This is a genomic window from Acinetobacter sp. GW821-FHT01E09, from assembly GCF_059422385.1.
On the sequence record NZ_JBWKWU010000001.1, the window covers coordinates 3,036,418 to 3,053,961 of the forward strand.

The 17,544-nt window shown below is 39.6% G+C and carries 14 protein-coding genes; 8 read left to right on the plus strand and 6 right to left on the minus strand.

What is annotated here, in order from left to right; all coding sequences use genetic code 11:
• Window position 1: 1 nt before the first annotated feature.
• Complete coding sequence (locus tag AC07U8_RS13930; RefSeq protein ID WP_494738096.1) at window positions 2-1,546, minus strand: acetolactate synthase large subunit; 1,545 nt, start codon at window positions 1,544-1,546, stop codon at window positions 2-4.
• Window positions 1,547-1,725: 179 nt separating this feature from the next.
• On the opposite strand from AC07U8_RS13930, the gene AC07U8_RS13935 reads away from it, so the two are divergent.
• Complete coding sequence (locus AC07U8_RS13935) at window positions 1,726-2,550, plus strand: IclR family transcriptional regulator (RefSeq protein ID WP_096734678.1); 825 nt, start codon at window positions 1,726-1,728, stop codon at window positions 2,548-2,550.
• A gap of 414 nt (window positions 2,551-2,964) precedes the next feature.
• Here the strand turns inward: AC07U8_RS13935 and AC07U8_RS13940 are convergent, their stop codons facing one another.
• Window positions 2,965-3,747, minus strand: a complete 783-nt coding sequence (locus AC07U8_RS13940) for a TorF family putative porin (RefSeq protein WP_494738097.1) — start codon at window positions 3,745-3,747, stop codon at window positions 2,965-2,967.
• Between the two features lie 356 nt (window positions 3,748-4,103).
• On the opposite strand from AC07U8_RS13940, the gene AC07U8_RS13945 reads away from it, so the two are divergent.
• A complete protein-coding gene (locus tag AC07U8_RS13945) occupies window positions 4,104-4,346 on the plus strand; it encodes a hypothetical protein (protein ID WP_419263193.1) in 243 nt (80 codons plus the stop codon).
• 149 nt (window positions 4,347-4,495) lie between these two features.
• On the opposite strand, the gene AC07U8_RS13950 is transcribed toward AC07U8_RS13945, so the two are convergent.
• The 3 genes from AC07U8_RS13950 to AC07U8_RS13960 form a co-directional block, all read right to left on the minus strand.
• A complete protein-coding gene (locus AC07U8_RS13950; protein ID WP_209827129.1) occupies window positions 4,496-5,440 on the minus strand; it encodes a helix-turn-helix domain-containing protein in 945 nt (314 codons plus the stop codon).
• A gap of 233 nt (window positions 5,441-5,673) precedes the next feature.
• On the minus strand, window positions 5,674-7,029 hold the full coding sequence (locus tag AC07U8_RS13955; RefSeq protein ID WP_494738098.1) for an aminotransferase class III-fold pyridoxal phosphate-dependent enzyme: 1,356 nt from the start codon (window positions 7,027-7,029) through the stop codon (window positions 5,674-5,676).
• A gap of 57 nt (window positions 7,030-7,086) precedes the next feature.
• A complete protein-coding gene (locus tag AC07U8_RS13960; RefSeq protein WP_494738099.1) occupies window positions 7,087-8,481 on the minus strand; it encodes an APC family permease in 1,395 nt (464 codons plus the stop codon).
• 547 nt (window positions 8,482-9,028) lie between these two features.
• On the opposite strand from AC07U8_RS13960, the gene AC07U8_RS13965 reads away from it, so the two are divergent.
• The 4 genes from AC07U8_RS13965 (at window position 9,029) to AC07U8_RS13980 (ending at window position 13,036) form a co-directional block, all read left to right on the plus strand.
• A complete protein-coding gene (locus AC07U8_RS13965; protein WP_494738100.1) occupies window positions 9,029-9,664 on the plus strand; it encodes a TetR/AcrR family transcriptional regulator in 636 nt (211 codons plus the stop codon).
• A gap of 41 nt (window positions 9,665-9,705) precedes the next feature.
• Window positions 9,706-10,548, plus strand: a complete 843-nt coding sequence (locus AC07U8_RS13970) for a phytanoyl-CoA dioxygenase family protein (protein ID WP_494738101.1) — start codon at window positions 9,706-9,708, stop codon at window positions 10,546-10,548.
• Between the two features lie 241 nt (window positions 10,549-10,789).
• Entirely contained in the window at window positions 10,790-12,148 is a 1,359-nt protein-coding gene (locus tag AC07U8_RS13975) for an amino acid permease (protein WP_494738102.1), read from the plus strand.
• Between the two features lie 111 nt (window positions 12,149-12,259).
• Window positions 12,260-13,036 carry an IclR family transcriptional regulator gene (locus tag AC07U8_RS13980; RefSeq protein WP_004822909.1) on the plus strand — a complete coding sequence of 259 codons (777 nt, stop codon included), beginning with the start codon at window positions 12,260-12,262 and terminating at the stop codon, window positions 13,034-13,036.
• A gap of 55 nt (window positions 13,037-13,091) precedes the next feature.
• Here AC07U8_RS13980 and AC07U8_RS13985 read toward each other — a convergent pair whose 3' ends face one another.
• Window positions 13,092-14,480, minus strand: coding sequence for a GntP family permease (locus tag AC07U8_RS13985; protein WP_494738103.1), 1,389 nt, complete (start codon window positions 14,478-14,480; stop codon window positions 13,092-13,094).
• A 305-nt stretch (window positions 14,481-14,785) separates the two neighbouring features.
• Here AC07U8_RS13985 and AC07U8_RS13990 point away from each other — a divergent pair, with 305 nt between their 5' ends.
• Together AC07U8_RS13990 and AC07U8_RS13995 are read left to right on the plus strand one after the other, a co-directional pair.
• Entirely contained in the window at window positions 14,786-15,946 is a 1,161-nt protein-coding gene (locus AC07U8_RS13990) for an iron-containing alcohol dehydrogenase (RefSeq protein ID WP_494738104.1), read from the plus strand.
• Between the two features lie 30 nt (window positions 15,947-15,976).
• A complete protein-coding gene (locus tag AC07U8_RS13995; RefSeq protein WP_096734687.1) occupies window positions 15,977-17,473 on the plus strand; it encodes a CoA-acylating methylmalonate-semialdehyde dehydrogenase in 1,497 nt (498 codons plus the stop codon).
• The last annotated feature ends 71 nt before the right edge of the window (window positions 17,474-17,544 follow it).

The following is a 17,544-nucleotide window of genomic DNA, read 5'->3' on the forward strand; positions in this document are numbered from 1 at the left end:
CTCATAATTCCATTACGATTAGATGGGGCTGCATTGCTTGATTGGTTTGAGTCAATGCAGTTTGTAGTTCTTGATTGGTTCGCGTCACAGTAGATGCTAAGCCATATGCCTTAGCCAAGGCTGTCCAATCTATTTTCGGTTGATTGAGTTCGGTTAAAGACAATGCCGTTTCACTGAATTCTTCGACACCAAAACGTCTTAATTCATTTTGCAAAATGGCATAACGATGATTGGCAGCAATGAGAATTGTGACTGGTAAATTTTCACGGGCAATGCTCCACAATGTTTGAATGGTATATTGCGCACTGCCATCAGATTGTAAGCAGAATACCCGTGTTCCGCGTTCAGCCAATGCAGCACCAAAACCAGCAGGAATGCCCTGTCCAATTGCGCCACCGGTATTGGTCATGACCCGATGTTTTAGCGCATCATTCGAAGCAGTAAAAAATGGATAACCACAAGTCCCGCCCTCAATCGAGACAATACAATCCTCGGTCAGACTTGCAGATAGAATTTTCGCAATAGATACTGGACTCAAGGTTGCTTGTGCGGGTGGTAAGTCGATTGGATTCGTCGCAACAGGTACAAAGGCAGGCGCATTCAGTTCATCCGCCAGTGCATTGAGTGCCGCAGGTACATCCTCACCCACATCAGCCAGATAAAGTAAACGATCTGGTTCTGCCAAACGCGATGGCAAACCCTCATAGCCAAAATAGCTAATTGGATCAATCACACCTGCACACACCACGTAATCATAGTGTTGCAATACATCAATCGCCTTTTCAGGAAAATAGGGCAAACGATCCAGATCTGGCAAACCACCACCTCGATGACTGATCCGTGGGAATGTTTCAGCAAACATATGTACATGTGCTAATTGCGCCAAACGTCCAGCTGCTTTTAAACCCTCATCATTTACACCAGTATCTCCCACAATAAATACCAGCGATTTACCTTGCTGATAATACCGAGCGACTTGTTCAACTTTACTGGCGACAAAGTGACGTTGTGGTGCGGCAACCTGAAAATGCTTCCCAACACCCTGAATCTGTTGGGCTTGAAAATCCATCGGTAAGATCAGCGTAGCGATTTGTCCTTTTGCCTGCCAGGCGGCTTTCATCGCATCCTGTAAATCATCACCAATACTGTTGGCATTGCGGGTCATGCGTACCCAACCTGACACGGTTTTTGCCATGCTTTCAATATCACTGGCAAGTGGTGGATCATAGTTCACATGCCATGAAGCATGATCTCCAATGATATTGACGATCGGTGTATTGGCACGGCGCGCATTGTGCAAATTTGCCATGCTATTGGCAAAGCCTGGTCCCAAATGGGTCAGAGTCAAAGCTGGTTTTTCGGCCACCCGACCATATCCATCAGCAGCGCCAGAACACACACCCTCAAATAGAGAAAGGATAGGTTTGATTTTAGTTTCCGCTTGCATCACCGCAACCATCGGAATTTCTGTTGTTCCTGGGTTAGCAAAACAATATTCAAAGCCAAGTTGCGCAGCCGTTTTTACAAAATATTCCGCACCGATCATCTTCTTCACCAGAAAAATTTAGTTATTCCCTTATTAAGAGATTTATAAAACATAAAATTTATTATTTCAATAGTTATTTTCATAATACGGGATTTTTTACAATTTTAATATTTCAATTGACCAGATCGCATAACTCGTGAAAGATATAAAAAGTAATTTGCCGTTTTAATCGAGAAAATATGAATAGCAGTCTGGCCAGAATACTGAATGTACTCAACCTCTTTGGTCCTGAACAATTAGAAATTGATGCTGAACTCATCGCACAAAAGTTCGATTTATCAAGAACTTCCTCTTATCGCTATATCAAAGAATTATGTGATGCTGGGCTGATTGTAAAGCGTGGGCCGGGCGGGTATGCCCTTGGCCCTCGTGTCATTGAGCTTGACTGGATGATGAGAAAATATGATCCAGTGCTAAGTACAGGCCGTCCATATCTAGAAAACTTAAGCCAAATTACTGGACTCACTGTTTTTGTCAGTGCTTTTTATGACAGTAAAATTATTAATACTTTTATTTTAAGCCCCAATAATGACATGCATTTTAGTTTTGGACGTGGACGACCTCTGCCACTGTTTAGGGGTGCACAGGCCAAAGTTTTGACTTCATATCGAAGTATAAAAAAAATTAAGCAACTCTATGAAACCCAAATTTCCAAAGATCCACTGAATATTTATTCACTTGAAGATGTATTAAAAATTTCCAAGAACATTCGTAAAAATGGCTATTGCGCAACCAATAATGAATTAAACGTTGGCAATATCGGGATCGCGGCCCCGATTTTTTCAGATTTTGATTCGAAAGAAGTGACTCATAGTGTCTGTGTTGTGGGCTCTGATCAACAATTTAATTTATTACGCCAAGAAACCATTATTGAGATTTTATTGGAGACTGCAAAAAATCTAACTCAATCGATTGTCTCATCTCCAAAACCGAAGCATCACTCAATCGAAGTGGATGAAATCCAAATTCAACGAGAAGAAGTTGAGCATCTAGAACAATACTAAAACCCCAAATAAGCATAAATTTTTAAATATACGGCGTTATCAGCGTAAGCACATAGCGACCATATATTCCAGTTTTAAATGAACCGTTCATGTCTGGGATCTAGCGAGACTGAATTAATAAATCAGCACCTTTTTCAGCGATGGCAATCGTGGGTGCATTGGTATTGCCACTGGGTATACAATCAATCACGCTTGGTCGATCAACATCACTCACCAGTCAAACCTGTACCACAGATATTATAATTGAATTCTTTTATTTGCATAGATTATGCCCTCATGCAGCTTGATGATTAATTCATTAAATCCATATTGAATACTGATGCAATACTTTGTGACATTAGTTTCTTAGCAGAAATGAAAACAGATCTCGCTAAATTGATACAACGCTACCTCCTAAAAAAACAATACGATTGTTTAAAAATTCTTGCTCACACTGACATATAAGCGGTCATCAAATATATCCATTTGACTGTCAATATTATTGCCGACCCAAGCCAGCTCAGTGGTTACCCCTTTGTAGTCACCACGTACCCCCACTTTATAATCAAAGTAGCTGTCTTTCTTGCTATCTGGGACTGAGCCTAGCTGAAATTCAGCCACACTGTCCTGCTTGGTATAACCTGCCGAACCAAACAGTTGTACATTTTCAACAACAGGAAAGCTGTATTCACTACTAAAATAATATTCGTTGCCTGAACCAAAAAGATAATTCGGTGAATAGTAAACCGCTGCATTGAAGTTATCTTGCGCAACAAATGTACCTGCACGTTTGTACATCACCCCATATTCACCAAAATCAGCCGATTTTCCATTTGGGCTAAAATTTCCGCCGGGATAATTCACATCTGCATAAAAGAAATCCAGACTGTTTTTATCATCGATACGCCATGTATAACCCAGTATTGCATCTGCTTCTATGCTGCCCTCATTCGGTGTTGTTGCACTTGCCCCCCATAGCATTAAATAAGCACCTGATTGATGCGCCAAAATCAAGCCCCCTTGTACTGACAGTTTTTGATCCGACTTGGAAAAACCACGACTGGGATAATCAGAGGATAAGGTTAATGTTCCATGTACAGAAAACTGATCCATAAAGGTTTCTGGCTTGGATGTCCCTGTCTCTGCTTGAACTGTCTCTGCTTGTACAGCCTGTACACTTGCTATTGCCAGCATGGCAGCTAAAACTGAATGTTTCATATTGTTCTCCTTGCGTCCTTGTTGTTTTGCCTCATCACACTTCATCCTGAATTCCTGTGAGACGGCACCTTTACGATAGGTACATTTAAAATAATTATTCCCTATTAAGGGATTTTATATATTTAAATCATAAAAAAGACAACAACTATTTTAAAATATTTTCATATTACGGTATTTTTTAATATTCAATCCAATTAAATACAACAGCATAGGGCTTTAACCTAGCAACCCCACAAAAGTCTTATTTTTTAATTTTTATCAAAATAAAAGATTTTTACTTATTTACTATTGTTTTTTTTAAATTTATCAATATTAATACCACATTATGGGTTTTTTATTAAAAATGGATTTTAAACATGAAGCGAAAGAAAACCGGATTTTTCACAGATGAATGGTGCTTTTGGCACACCACAAGATTGCATGCATCAGTATTACCTGTAGGCGGATGGGTACAGTCCCCAGCAGCTACAGCGCATGGTGAATCGCCAGAGTCAAACCGCCGTTTTAAGAATTTATTGGATGTCTCTGGTTTAACCAAACAGTTGGAAACTCTTTCAGCCCTCCCAGCCAACGAAGAAGACTTAGCTCACATAACATAAATCTCATTCATTGTAGTTAGCCAGTCAATTGACTGGCTTTGGTATTTTTATTGATCTCAATGGAATTTCTAAACATTTCTTATGCTTTTTTATTGTGCGTGCTTTATTTTAAAATTCAGTAAAGTACATCAACCACAGCTCACATATTTTTATTTACACTGTGCCAATGTTTGCGATGGGGTTTCACCAAACAATTTTTTATAGTCTGTGGCAAATTGCGATAAATGCCAAAAGCCCCATTCACTTGCCACTTCACTGACAGAAGCAGATGTAGCATTTTGAATAAAGCTGCGTCTTACCCCATTGAGTCGCAAGTGTTTTAAAAACTGTGCAGGGCTTTGTCCTGTAATCAATTCAAAACAATTTTGCAAGGTACGCCGTGAGGTATAGGTAAGCTGACACAACTCATCCATGGTTAAGGGATTATCCTGATAGGATTGCATCGCATCAAGTGCGCGTTGCACCACAATTTTTGCCTTACGCGCTGATAGACGAATCTCATTTTTTTGCTGTTGCAAGGCTTGAACATACCGAAAACCCAGATCTAAAATCTCGGACTTTACCTGTTGCATACAGACTAAATCTGCCCCATACGGATGTTTAGATACATGATTTAATAAAGCAGTCAGTTTAAAATAAATTTCTTGTGCCAAGGGCTGATGCGTCAACATACTTGCCCCTTGTGGAATCTCTCCTGCTTCTTCTAACAAAGACATGGGCAAACTCAAGGATACAAACGAAGATTGTTGTGGTGTTCGCATCATAATTTCACCGCCTTGGCATAATGAAATAATTTCTGCACCTTGTAATTCTTGCCCCATCCACAGTGCGGGGTCAGATAAATTGGAAAAAACACCTAAACACAATGAGTCGGCTTTGCCTTCTCCACTTTGGAAAGTTGAGGGACTAATTTTTTCTTCATAGATTTGAATATCATCCAGCCATAGTTCATTTAAATGACTTTCAAAATGACCTGACGAAAGTTGATCATAGGATAAAGACCAGTCCTTTAAAATCTGGGTATGTTGTAATGACTCTCTTATTTCAAAGCCATGCAACAAACCTGTCTTTACATCTGGTTCAACGACTAACATCCATGCCTCGCTTTTACCTAAAAATGCAAAAATTTTATTTTTAGATTTCAATTCATTAAATTTTAATCAAAAAATGAAATCTAACTTTTATTTTAAGTTGAATCGCTTAATTGGCAAGCCCTTAAATGTAACGTTTTCAATATTATATTTATAGGTTATTGAACAGATAAAACAGGATCAAAGTGTCACATACAGACATTTGATCCTGTTTTTAAACCGACAAATTTGCAGTGTTATACATCAACCTGTTCAAACGCATTCTGTAATGCATTGAACAATAGATCACAGCCTGCTTGATCAATCACTAAAGGCGGAGCAAGCACGATTTTTGGCCCAACAGGTCGAACCACTGCGCCCGCATTACGGCAGGCTTCTGTAATACGCCAAGCCAAATTATTATCAGGTGCAATAGACTCACGGGTATTCTTATCTGAAACCAGATCAATTGCCAGCATCAAGCCTTTGCCACGCACATTACCAACGGATGGGAATTTGTCTTCAAAACTTTTTAATTGATTGAGTAAAACATCTCCCATTTTGGCAGCATTGGCAGGCAAGTCTTCTTTTTCAACAATATCGAGTACTGCCAGAGCTGCCGCACAACCCAATGGATGTCCACCATAGGTATAGCCCTGCATCAAAATACCCCGATGATCTTTATTGTGTAAAAAGGCCTGTTCAATTCGATGATTGATCAAAGTTGCTGAAAGCGGGACATAGCCTGCGGTTAACGCCTTGGCAAATACCATAATGTCAGGTTTTACCCCCCAGCCTCTTGAACCAAACATATTGCCACTACGACCAAAGCCCGTAACCACTTCATCAGCAATCAGTAAAATTCCATATTTATCACAAATCTGCCGCACCAAAGGCCAGAAGTTTGCTGGAGGTACAATTACACCGCCTGCACCTTGCACAGGTTCCGCAATAAATGCCGCCACACTGTCTGGACCATAATATAAAATGTCTCGTTCCAGCTGTTCAGCCACCAACTGCCCTAATTGCTCAGGATCATCACAATTCCAAGGATTACGATACAACCACGGCGATTCAATCTGTGAGCAACCATCCAAAACATGACCATAATTCATCCGATAAATAGATAAACCACCGACAGATGTCCCCCCGAAATGCACACCATGATAAGCATTTTTCAATGAGATAAAGCGGGTACGCTGCGGTTGTCCCTGTAAAATCCAATATTGACGCGCTATTTTTAATGCGGTTTCAACACCATCGGAACCACCTGTACCATAAAGTACCCGGGCCATATCTTCCTGAGCTGTCATTTCAATCAGTTTATTGGATAAGGCTTCTGCTTTGGGGTGGCTCACACCATCGAATAACTGATAGTAGGCCAGTTCATCCATTTGTTGAGTAATGGCCTGTTTGACTTCAGTTCGGTTATGTCCAACATTGACACACCATAAACCAGCAAAGCCATCTAGCATTTTACGTCCCTGATCGTCCCAAATAAAAAGCCCATCGCCCTTGACGATTCGTAATGGCACCTTGTTTTCCCAATTATTGGGATGGGTCATTGGATGCCAAAATTGATAATCTTTTGTTTGAACCATTGGACTATTCATACAGAAACTCCTTGTCTATTCGGACATTAAGAATGGGTGACAATATTTGCGACATCTTCATATTTTTTGCGGATTGATATGTTTTAAGACACGGGCTGTGATCATGCCAAAGATCATACAAGCCAGTAGTAGCCACGGTAAAAACAGCACAACGGGAGAAGATGAACCACTCAGCATTTCCAGATTTGCAATTACTACATAGAGGATGACCAACATGCCCAATGCGGAAATAATGGGTGCGATCAATCGACTCCACAGTGAAACCTGAAGGTGTTTATGTTGACGAAAATATTTAATCACAGCGCATGAAACACCGAACTGTAATACCATAATCGCCATACTTCCCAGAACAGATGCCCATGCAAAAATATTGATCATTGGGTCGAGTTTAAACAGCCCAAAAGTCACCAAGGCCGCAATCATAAAAATGCCTTGTGCAATACTGGCCATATAAGGTGTTTTATAAACAGCATGCGTTTTGGCTAATTTGGACCACAGCAAACCATCACGACTAATGGTAAATAGGTAACGGGATAATGAATTATGGAAAGCTTGTGTTGCGGCAAATAAACTGGTGATCAATAAAATTGAAATGACTTCAACCGCCCAACCACCGAGCAACTGCTCAGCCACGTTGTAAACATAAACACCGGGATCTTTGGCTGCTTCTGCGGCAATCTGACTTGCACCTGTATATTGCACAAATACCCATGATGTGAACGCATAGAAAACCGTGATTAAAATCACCGCAGTAAAGGTTGCTTTCGCCACAATTTTTTTAGGTTCTTTGCATTCTTCGGCATAAATTGCGGTGGCTTCAAAACCAATAAAAGAACAAATTGCAAACACCATAGCAATACCAAAATTGCCATTTAAAACAGTGCTTGGTTGAAAAGCGCTAAATTCCCATGTTCTTGGTTGAGTCATAAAGACGGCATCCATCAACAAGACAATGGCGATCTCAAGCAACATCAATACACCGAGGACTTTTCCACCAATTTCAACTTTAGCGATACCCAGACCAATGACCGCCATTTGCATAAATGCTGCATAGGCCCACCACGGTAAACTGCTACCAAAATGTCTGGTGACAAAGAGTTCGGTAAAGAAACCAAACATTGCACTACAAGAGAGTTGCATCGCTGCATAGGCAAGTAAAGCGACATTAAACCCTGCTAAACCACAGGTAAGCCCTAAGCCTTGGACAATATAAGAATAGAATGCGCCTGCATTGACCACATGACGGCTCATGGCAACCAGACCAAAACTAAAAATAAGTAGTAACGCACCTGCAACAACAAAAGTACCCGCGACACCTGCTCCATTGCCTGCCATAAAGGCCACGGGTAGGGCCCCAACTACACCAGTTAAGGGTGAAGCTGCAGCCACCACAAAGAACACAACGTACCACAGCCCTAAACTTCCTTTTTGTAATTTATATTCTTTTGACATGCTGATCTCCTTCCTTGATCATGTCTTGAGTCTATAAAGGAAAAACTTAAGGGTGTTATCAAAATATGGCAATTTTAGCGACCAAATTATCATGAGGTTGCTTGGAATGGGATATCCCTATTTTTGAAATAACAGTAGATAAAGTAAATGGTTAAAAAGCTAAGGCAAGATTAAATGTGGAGATCTGGTCATTTCTAATCTAACTTAATTTCTATTTGAGCTAATAAATATAGAAAAATGATAGCTATAAAAATGCCCTTTTAAAAAGACTTTCCAAAATATTGAACAGAATAAATAAAAGTTAAATTCAAATAAAAACCATTCATTTTAAAGAGATCAATTAAAAATCTCTGCCACGTTTTTACTCTCTTATATTTGCTTTTTCCAATTATTTCTCACTAACAACACTGCCATTTACCCAGACTCAAGCTTGCTTTCGAGCTTATGGTAACGCCATTTCTCTAACTGATCTTGGCGCAATACTGTTGACAATTTCGCCAATAAAAATTAAATTGAATTCAATTCAGTTTTTTCTAAGAATAAAATCATGGCCGAAAAAAAGATGGCGACTTACCAACGCTTGATCAGCGCAGCAGAACAGGAATTGATTGCTAACAATGGACATATGGAGATCAGTGCCATCGCCAAAAGAGCGAATACATCAGCTGGACTCACCTATCATCACTTTGGCTCAAAAACAGGTCTGATTGCCGCTGTTGTGGATCAATTCTATGAACCATTGAGAGCACTCGCTTTGGGTGACAGCATTCCAACAAATATTGAATGGAGAGAACGCGAAAAAACCCGTACCAAAGCAATCATTGACTATTTCTATAATCACCCTCTGGCGCCTTTAATTGCTGGGCGACTTGCCCGTGAACCTGAAGTGCTTGATATCGAACGTGCTCATATGGAGGCATTATTAGAAGCGGGTGCACGTAACATTGCTCAAGGACAGAAGTTGGGAATAATTAGTCAAGATCTTAACCCCAATACAACAGTAGCAATGCTGATGGGAGGTCTGCGTATGGCGATTGATCAAGCCATCCTTGCCAAAGAAAGGCCCTCGAATGTGGAACTATTCGAACAACTCTGGAATCTGACAAGCAATACCCTACAACTCAGCCCACTTTCATCTGGAGAAACAAGTAAAAAAACCAAGGCAGGAAACAATATGAACTAACTGTTCCGTTCTGCCCAGCACGTTAAATCAAGGAGCTTGCAATGTCTAAATTAGATATTCATCAATATAATAAAAAGGATCACGCAAAGACCCATCGACAATTACAACCAGGGCCTGAGCGAAATACGCCAGAAATCCAACGAGATTTCCAAAGCTTAATGCGTGATGGTTATGTCATCATCAACAACCTGATCAGCAAAGAAACCTGCCAGCAAATTAAGCAAGAAGGCCTTGCCTTACTCGGTCAAACTGGACGTAACCCATTTGAAGGTCAACAAACCCAGCGTGTCTATAACGTTCTCTCAAAAACGCGAATCACTGATCAACTTGCCGTACATCCTCACATTCTTGGTCTTATGGATCGGCTATTCCAACCCAACTTCTTACTCTCTCAGAGTCAAATTATTAATATTCTTTCAGGTGAAGTCGCTCAAAGTCTGCATTATGATGATGCTTTTTATCGCCTCCCACGCCCTCGTCAGCCACTTGGTGCTGCAACTGTCTGGGCAATTGATTATTTTACTGAAGACAATGGTGCAACAGTGATTATTCCTGGCAGCCATCACTGGGGAGATGATCGATTTGCACAAAGATCAGAAGCGATACCCGCAGTGATGCCTGCAGGTTCAGTGATCTTTTTCCTCGGTACGACTTGGCATGGTGGTGGTCAAAATCATTCGAAATCCTCACGCTTTGCGATTACTCATCAGTACTGTGAAGCCTATGTCCGACAACAAGAAAACTATTTGCTTGAACTTTCCAAAGACACGGTACGGTCGATTTCGCCTGAACTTCAAGCCTTGGTTGGTTACTCAATATACCCACCATTTATGGGAATGGTTGAGGGTATGCACCCACTGCGTACATTAGAGCAATCTGAATAAGCTTGTTTTATAAGTCTTTTTTAGACGTATAGATACCCCTCATCCTAGCCTTCTCCCAAAGCGAGAAGGCTCTTTCAATAGCAAAATGATTCACTCAACATGATCATATTTTGATAGATGGAAGCGTTCTAATATTCCAGTGTTCAATATCTTATAAAATTGCCTCAACAACATCGTTTTCAAACTAGGTTATCTATAGCCAATCTATTACAATGGCTTCTTTTATTCAGCACAGTATATTTTGAATCGCTCATCTTCCCAATTAAAACGTGGACTTAAAAATCGTCATATCCAATTGATCGCTATGGGTGGCGCTGTGGGTACAGGATTATTCTTAGGTTCTGCACAAGTCATCCAATCTGCTGGTCCTTCGATTATTTTAGGCTATGCCATCGTCGGTTTGATTGCATTTTTAATCATGCGTCAAATGGGTGAAATGATTGTAGAAGAACCTGTTGCTGGTTCATTCAGTTATTTTTCACAAAAATATTGGGGGAAATTTCCTGGTTTTTTATCAGGCTGGAATTACTGGGTGATGTATATATTAGTCGCCATGACTGAACTTACAGCAGTGGCTAAATATGTGCATTATTGGTGGCCGCATATCCCCGCTTGGATCTCCGCTTTATTTTTCTTTGTCATCGTGACTGGTTTTAATCTGGGTAATGTTAAGTTTTATGGTGAATCAGAATTTTGGTTAGCCATTATCAAAGTTGTTGCTGTGATTTCAATGATTGTGTTTGGTTTATATCTTTTGCTCACAGCAGGTGCTGATTCAACTGCAACTGTGGCAAACCTCTGGCAACATGGTGGGTTTTTCCCACATGGTTTTTCAGGGTTGTTTTATATGCTGGCCTTTTTAATGTTTGCATTTGGCGGCATTGAATTGATTGGGATGACGGCTGCCGAAGCAGAAAACCCTGACAAAAGCATACCACAAGCTGTCAATCGCGTGATTTTCCGTATTTTGGTTTTTTATGTGGCTTCTCTTGCCATCATCATGTCATTAATTCCATGGAATCAACTTGATCTGGGCGGTTTAGATAAAAGTCCCTTTGTGATGATTTTCAGCCAACTGGGCTTAGGTTGGGCAGCACATTTACTCAATTTTATTATTTTGACTGCCGCACTTTCGGTATATAACAGTGGTATGTATGCCAATAGTCGTATGCTGTATGGGCTTGCAGTACAAGGCAATGCACCGAAGATGTTTGCAAAAGTCAGCAAACAAGGTGTACCAATCACTGCGGTGATCTTCTCTTCTATACTGATTTTTGGTTGCGTGTTACTGAATTATTTTGTGCCTGAAGAAGCTCTAAGTCATCTGATGTATTTGGCTGTTGCTGCTCTGGTTTTAAACTGGGCACTGATTAGTTTTACCCATTTAAAATTTAAACGTGCTAAAAAGCTGGAAGGGACAAGGGTAAAATTCCCCTCATTGTTTTCACCCGTAAGTAATTATATTGTTTTAATTTTTATCAGTGTGATTCTATATATCATGTGGGTGCAAAACTTTAAAGAATCGGTCATTTTGATTCCAATCTGGATTATTGTGATGTTTGGATTATTTAAAGTGTTGAGTTGGAACAAATCACGTTGATATTTAAAGGCTTATTTAGGATCTGTTGACATTTCATATCTATAACATTCAAATGATAATATCCATAAGCTCAAGTGGGTATGAATGAAGCAGGGTCTTTTGGAAAATTTTATGACACAAGATACAAAACGAAATAAAGGTTCATCGATCACACGAGTACTTGAGATTTTAGAAGCCATTGGTGAAGCAAAACATCCCCCTTCTCCACTTGATCTCTCTTTAGCCCTTGATATTCCAAAGCCCAGTATTCATCGACTCATCCAACTATTAGAAAAAGAAGGTTATGTCAAAGTAGATTTACATGGTGGCTTGTTGGTAGGTGGAAGAGTCAAACAACTACTATTTAATGTTTGGGAAAATGAAAAATTTAGAATTGAGCGGTTTTCTATTTTAGAAAAACTGTCAAATAAGATTGGTGAAACCTGTGGTATAGCGATCTTACAAGATAATCATATGCTGTATGTAGACCGTATACAGACGAACTGGCCATTACAAGTATATTTACCTGTAGGCTCAACAGTGCCTGTCTGGTGTACATCGAGTGGCAAACTTTTTTTAAGCCATTTATCCGCAGAAAAAAGGAAAAATATTCTAAAAAATATTCCAATCACCCAGTACACAAAAAATACCATTACAGATCTTAATTTGCTGGAATCTGAAATTCAGCGTATTGGCGTAACAAATTTAGGCACCGATAATGAAGAGTTTATCGCAGGGATGGTGGCCTGTTCAGTACCTATACTCCACCCCAATGGTGAAATTATTGCTTGCTTATATACCCATGCGCCAAGTATTCGAAAATCCTTAGATGACTTAATCAGCTATCAAGATGCATTAAGAGATGCAGCCAATGATTTAAACACTTATATTAAAAATTCAATCGATTAACTAATAAAAGCTAGCGACTTCGAATACCCAAGTCTCTAGCTTTAAAACTCAAGCATTAAAATGATCCAAAATAAGTACCCAGCGTAATCACCCCGATCAGTGCAAGCAGTGGAAAAATAACTGCGACCATAAACATGTCGTAATAGGACTGTTTATGCGTGAGACCGCAAAGCGCAATAATGGTAATCACAGCGCCGTTATGAGGAAGTGAATCTAAAGATCCAGAAGCCATAGAAGCAACTCTGTGCATTAATTCAGGTGAAATGCCAAATTGATGCGCCAGATTCATATAGGTTTCACCCATCGTATTTAATGCGATACTCAACCCTCCAGACGCAGAACCTGTGATCCCAGCCAGTACATTGACCAAAATTGCTTCGGAAACCAGCGGATTACTTGGCGCTAAACCAATTAAAAAATCTTTTAAAATGACAAAACCTGCCAAAGATGCAATAACTGACCCATATCCCACTTCTGAGGCGGTATTAAAAATAGGTAAAAATGAAGAAGAAACACCATTTTGAATACTGTCTCGAATATCGTTAATCCGTTTCCAATTGAGCGCAATAATGGCAATACATGCGATCACCAATGCTGTAATGATTGACCAGAGACCAATCACAGAATTTAGACTGGTGTGACCAAATTGAGCCGTTGCCAAATATGAAGTATCCATATTTGGAAAAATCACTTTAGATAATACTAAATTCGATAAAATCACCAAAACAATCGGGATCATTGCAATCAGTAAATTAGGATCTGAATGGGTTAAAATTTCTTTATGATTTTCAATATGATTACCATAGCCTTCGCCTTGTTTTATCGAATGTTCGACTCTTCTATTTAGCCACCACATCCCCGTGATTAACATAAAAATCGAAGCAATGATGCCAAGTACAGGTGCAGCATATAGATCTGTTTTAAAATATGGCATTGGAATTGCGTTTTGAATCGCAGGCGTACCAGGCAATGCGGTCATTGTAAAGGTTAATGCCCCCAACATAATTGCCGCAGGAATGAATCGTTTAGGAATACCTAGTTCTTTAAATAATGCCGAAGCAATTGGAAATACAGCAAAGCCCACCACAAAAAGCGAGACACCGCCATAGGTTAAGATTGCACAGGAAATCACGATGGATAACATCGCGCGCTGATGCCCTAAACGTTCAACAAAAAAAATTGCGATTGTGCGAGCTGATCCACTGTCATCCATGAGTTTGCCAAAGACAGCGCCTAACAGAAAAAGTGGAAAATATTTAATGATGTACCCACCTAGACCACTCATAAATACTTGCGAATAAAACCCTAATAATTCATGCGTCATCCCACTCCAAATGACCGCAAACAGTGCAAGTACAGGCGCCAAAATAATGACACTAAAACCTTTGTAAGCTAAATACATCAGCAATACCAAGGACACTACTATTCCAAATAGTCCTATCATTCTAAACTCCATTTATTTAATTATATTGATACATAATGTATCGATATATATGTATAGCTAATTTTTAATGATGAATCTAGACAAAATTCTTTTCCACTTTAAAAAACAGATCAAACCACTGTTATTTATAAATAAATAATTTTATTTAAATAAAAATCGTAAAAAACCTGTTTACATATAATTTTATATTGATACGATACATATCAATATACAAATATTATAAAGCCAATTTACAGCATGCAACTTGGTCTTTTTTTAAATACAAAATGCATGTAAATGGAATGAAACTAAAATGGAGTTCGCTCATGTCACATACGATTTTGTTGCCCAGATTTCTTGAAGTCGGAAAAAATGCCCGAGAGAAAATTCCTTATATTTTAAAAAGCTTAGGCTGTAATAAACCACTGATCATCACTGATCAAATGATGGTCAAGTTAGGCTATATCGCCGATATTCAAAAGATTCTTAAACATGAAAATATTGAAGCAGAGTTTTTTGATCAAACCATTCCAGAACCCACCTCAAGTTCTATTGAAGCTGGGGTTCAGTTTATTCAAGCACATCAATATGATTCAATTATTGCTGTGGGTGGCGGTAGTCCAATTGACAGTGCAAAAGCCATTGGCATATTAGGTCGCTATGGTGGAAAAATCCGAGATTATAAATTCCCTAGACAGGTCAATGAACAGGGATTACCAATTATTGCTGTTCCAACAACAGCAGGCACAGGTTCTGAAGCAACCAAATTCACGATCATTACTGATGATGAAAGTAATGAAAAAATGCTTTGTGTCGGTGCTGGTTTTATGCCCATTGCTGCGATTGTAGATTATGAACTGACGTTGAGTTTACCTGCCCGTACCACAGCAGATACGGGTATAGATGCTTTAACCCATGCGATTGAAGCCTATACCAGTAAAAAAGCCAATTTATATAGCGATACTCAAGCATTGGAAGCTATGCGCTTAATCGGCCCAAACCTTAAAAAAGTCTATTTTGATCCAAATGATAAAGCTGCCCGAGAAGCATTAATGCTGGGTGCAACATTGGCTGGTGTGGCTTTTAATAATGCATCTGTTGCCTTAGTTCATGGCATGAGTCGCCCTATTGGCGCGTTTTTCCATGTCCCACATGGCTTATCAAATGCCATGTTATTGCCCATGATTATTGAATATTCAATTCCGGCTGAACCTGAAAAATATGCAAACTGTGCCAAGGCCATGGGGGCAGCACAACAAAATGATTCTATTGAATCTGCCAATGCCAAGTTAATTGAAGCATTAAAAGACATTAATACATCCCTTCAAGTGCCAACTTTAGAAGCTTTTGGAGCAGATAAGCAATATTTTGACGAAGTTGTAAATACTATGGCAGAACAAGCACTTGCTTCAGGCTCACCAAGTAATAACCCTCGTCTTCCAACCAAACAAGAAATCGTAAAACTTTATCAGCAATTATGGTCTTAATTTTTAACCAAAATAAATCAGGAGATATCAATGAATACAATCGGACATTTTATTAATGGACAGCTTTCAACGGAAGCAAGTCGTAGCCAAAAAGTATTTAATCCAGCAACAGGTGAATCAAATTCTGCAGTGGCCATTGCCAGCCCAAAAACGGTACTTGATGCAATAGCAGCAGCAGAAAATGCCTTTCCCGCATGGCGTGATACCCCAGTGATCAAACGTGCACGAGTTATGTTTAAATTTAAAGAGTTACTTGAAAAAAATGCCGATAAAATCTGTGAGCTGATTGGTTTAGAACACGGTAAAATTTGCCATGATGCGGCTGGGGAATTACAGCGCGGGATTGAAAATGTTGAATATGCTTGCGGTGCACCCGAATTTTTAAAAGGTGAATTCTCCAAAAATGTCGGGCCGAATATTGACTCTTGGAGTGAATTTCAACCTTTAGGTGTCGTTGCAGGGATTACCCCATTTAACTTTCCTGTGATGGTGCCACTTTGGATGTTCCCAATGGCAATTGTCTGTGGTAACTGCTTTATTTTAAAACCTTCTGAGCGTGATCCATCTTCAACATTATATATTGCTCAATTACTAAAAGAAGCTGGACTTCCCGATGGTGTCTTTAATCTGGTGAATGGCGATAAAGTTGCAGTAGATACTCTTTTAAATGATCAGCGTATTCAAGCGGTTAGTTTTGTAGGCTCAACACCAATTGCTGAATATATTTATAAGACTGCAACGGCTGCGGGCAAACGTTGTCAAGCTTTAGGTGGGGCAAAAAATCATGCCATTATCATGTCTGATGCGGATGTTGATAATGTGGTGAATTCCCTACTTGGTGCTGCTTTTGGTTCCTCAGGTGAACGGTGTATGGCGCTTTCTGTTGCGGTTGCAGTCGGTGACGAAATTGCAGATACCGTCATTGCTAAACTTCAAAATGAAATCAGTAAATTAAAATTCGGGCATTATGCTGATAAAAATAATGATTTTGGACCTGTGATTACGGCTGAACATAAAGCTAAAGTGATTGGTTTTATCGACAGTGCTGAGCAACAAGGTGCAAAAATTGTTGTGGATGGCAGACAAGCAAGCGTTGGCGATTATCAAAATGGCTTTTTTGTGGGGCCAACCTTAATTGATCAAGTTACCCCCAATATGCACAGCTATCAACAGGAAATTTTTGGCCCTGTCTTACAAATTATGCGGGTAGAGACCATGCAACAAGCCATGGATCTGATTGATAATCATGAATATGGTAATGGAACATGCATCTATACCCGTGATGGAGAAGCAGCTCGTTATTTTTCTGATCATATAAAAGTGGGGATGGTCGGTATCAATGTTCCGTTGCCTGTACCTGTTGCTTATCACAGTTTTGGTGGTTGGAAACGTTCACTCTTTGGTGATTTATATGCATATGGCCCAGATGGTGTACGTTTTTATACACGCAGAAAAACCATTACCCAACGCTGGCCTTCTGCCAACATTCGTGAAAATAAACAGTTTGCAATGCCGACTTTAAATTAGGATGGTTAAAATTAAAACGATTAAAATTAAAGTGGCTCAAATTTATACAGTATATTGATCTATAAATTTAG

Coding starts and splice junctions, on each gene's coding strand:
- AC07U8_RS13930 (WP_494738096.1), bottom strand. CDS start 1,546: ATGATCGGTGCGGAATATTTTGTAAAAACGGCTGCGCAACTTGGCTTT.
- AC07U8_RS13935 (WP_096734678.1), top strand. CDS start 1,726: ATGAATAGCAGTCTGGCCAGAATACTGAATGTACTCAACCTCTTTGGT.
- AC07U8_RS13940 (WP_494738097.1), bottom strand. CDS start 3,747: ATGAAACATTCAGTTTTAGCTGCCATGCTGGCAATAGCAAGTGTACAG.
- AC07U8_RS13945 (WP_419263193.1), top strand. CDS start 4,104: ATGAAGCGAAAGAAAACCGGATTTTTCACAGATGAATGGTGCTTTTGG.
- AC07U8_RS13950 (WP_209827129.1), bottom strand. CDS start 5,440: ATGTTAGTCGTTGAACCAGATGTAAAGACAGGTTTGTTGCATGGCTTT.
- AC07U8_RS13955 (WP_494738098.1), bottom strand. CDS start 7,029: ATGAATAGTCCAATGGTTCAAACAAAAGATTATCAATTTTGGCATCCA.
- AC07U8_RS13960 (WP_494738099.1), bottom strand. CDS start 8,481: ATGTCAAAAGAATATAAATTACAAAAAGGAAGTTTAGGGCTGTGGTAC.
- AC07U8_RS13965 (WP_494738100.1), top strand. CDS start 9,029: ATGGCCGAAAAAAAGATGGCGACTTACCAACGCTTGATCAGCGCAGCA.
- AC07U8_RS13970 (WP_494738101.1), top strand. CDS start 9,706: ATGTCTAAATTAGATATTCATCAATATAATAAAAAGGATCACGCAAAG.
- AC07U8_RS13980 (WP_004822909.1), top strand. CDS start 12,260: ATGACACAAGATACAAAACGAAATAAAGGTTCATCGATCACACGAGTA.
- AC07U8_RS13985 (WP_494738103.1), bottom strand. CDS start 14,480: ATGATAGGACTATTTGGAATAGTAGTGTCCTTGGTATTGCTGATGTAT.
- AC07U8_RS13990 (WP_494738104.1), top strand. CDS start 14,786: ATGTCACATACGATTTTGTTGCCCAGATTTCTTGAAGTCGGAAAAAAT.
- AC07U8_RS13995 (WP_096734687.1), top strand. CDS start 15,977: ATGAATACAATCGGACATTTTATTAATGGACAGCTTTCAACGGAAGCA.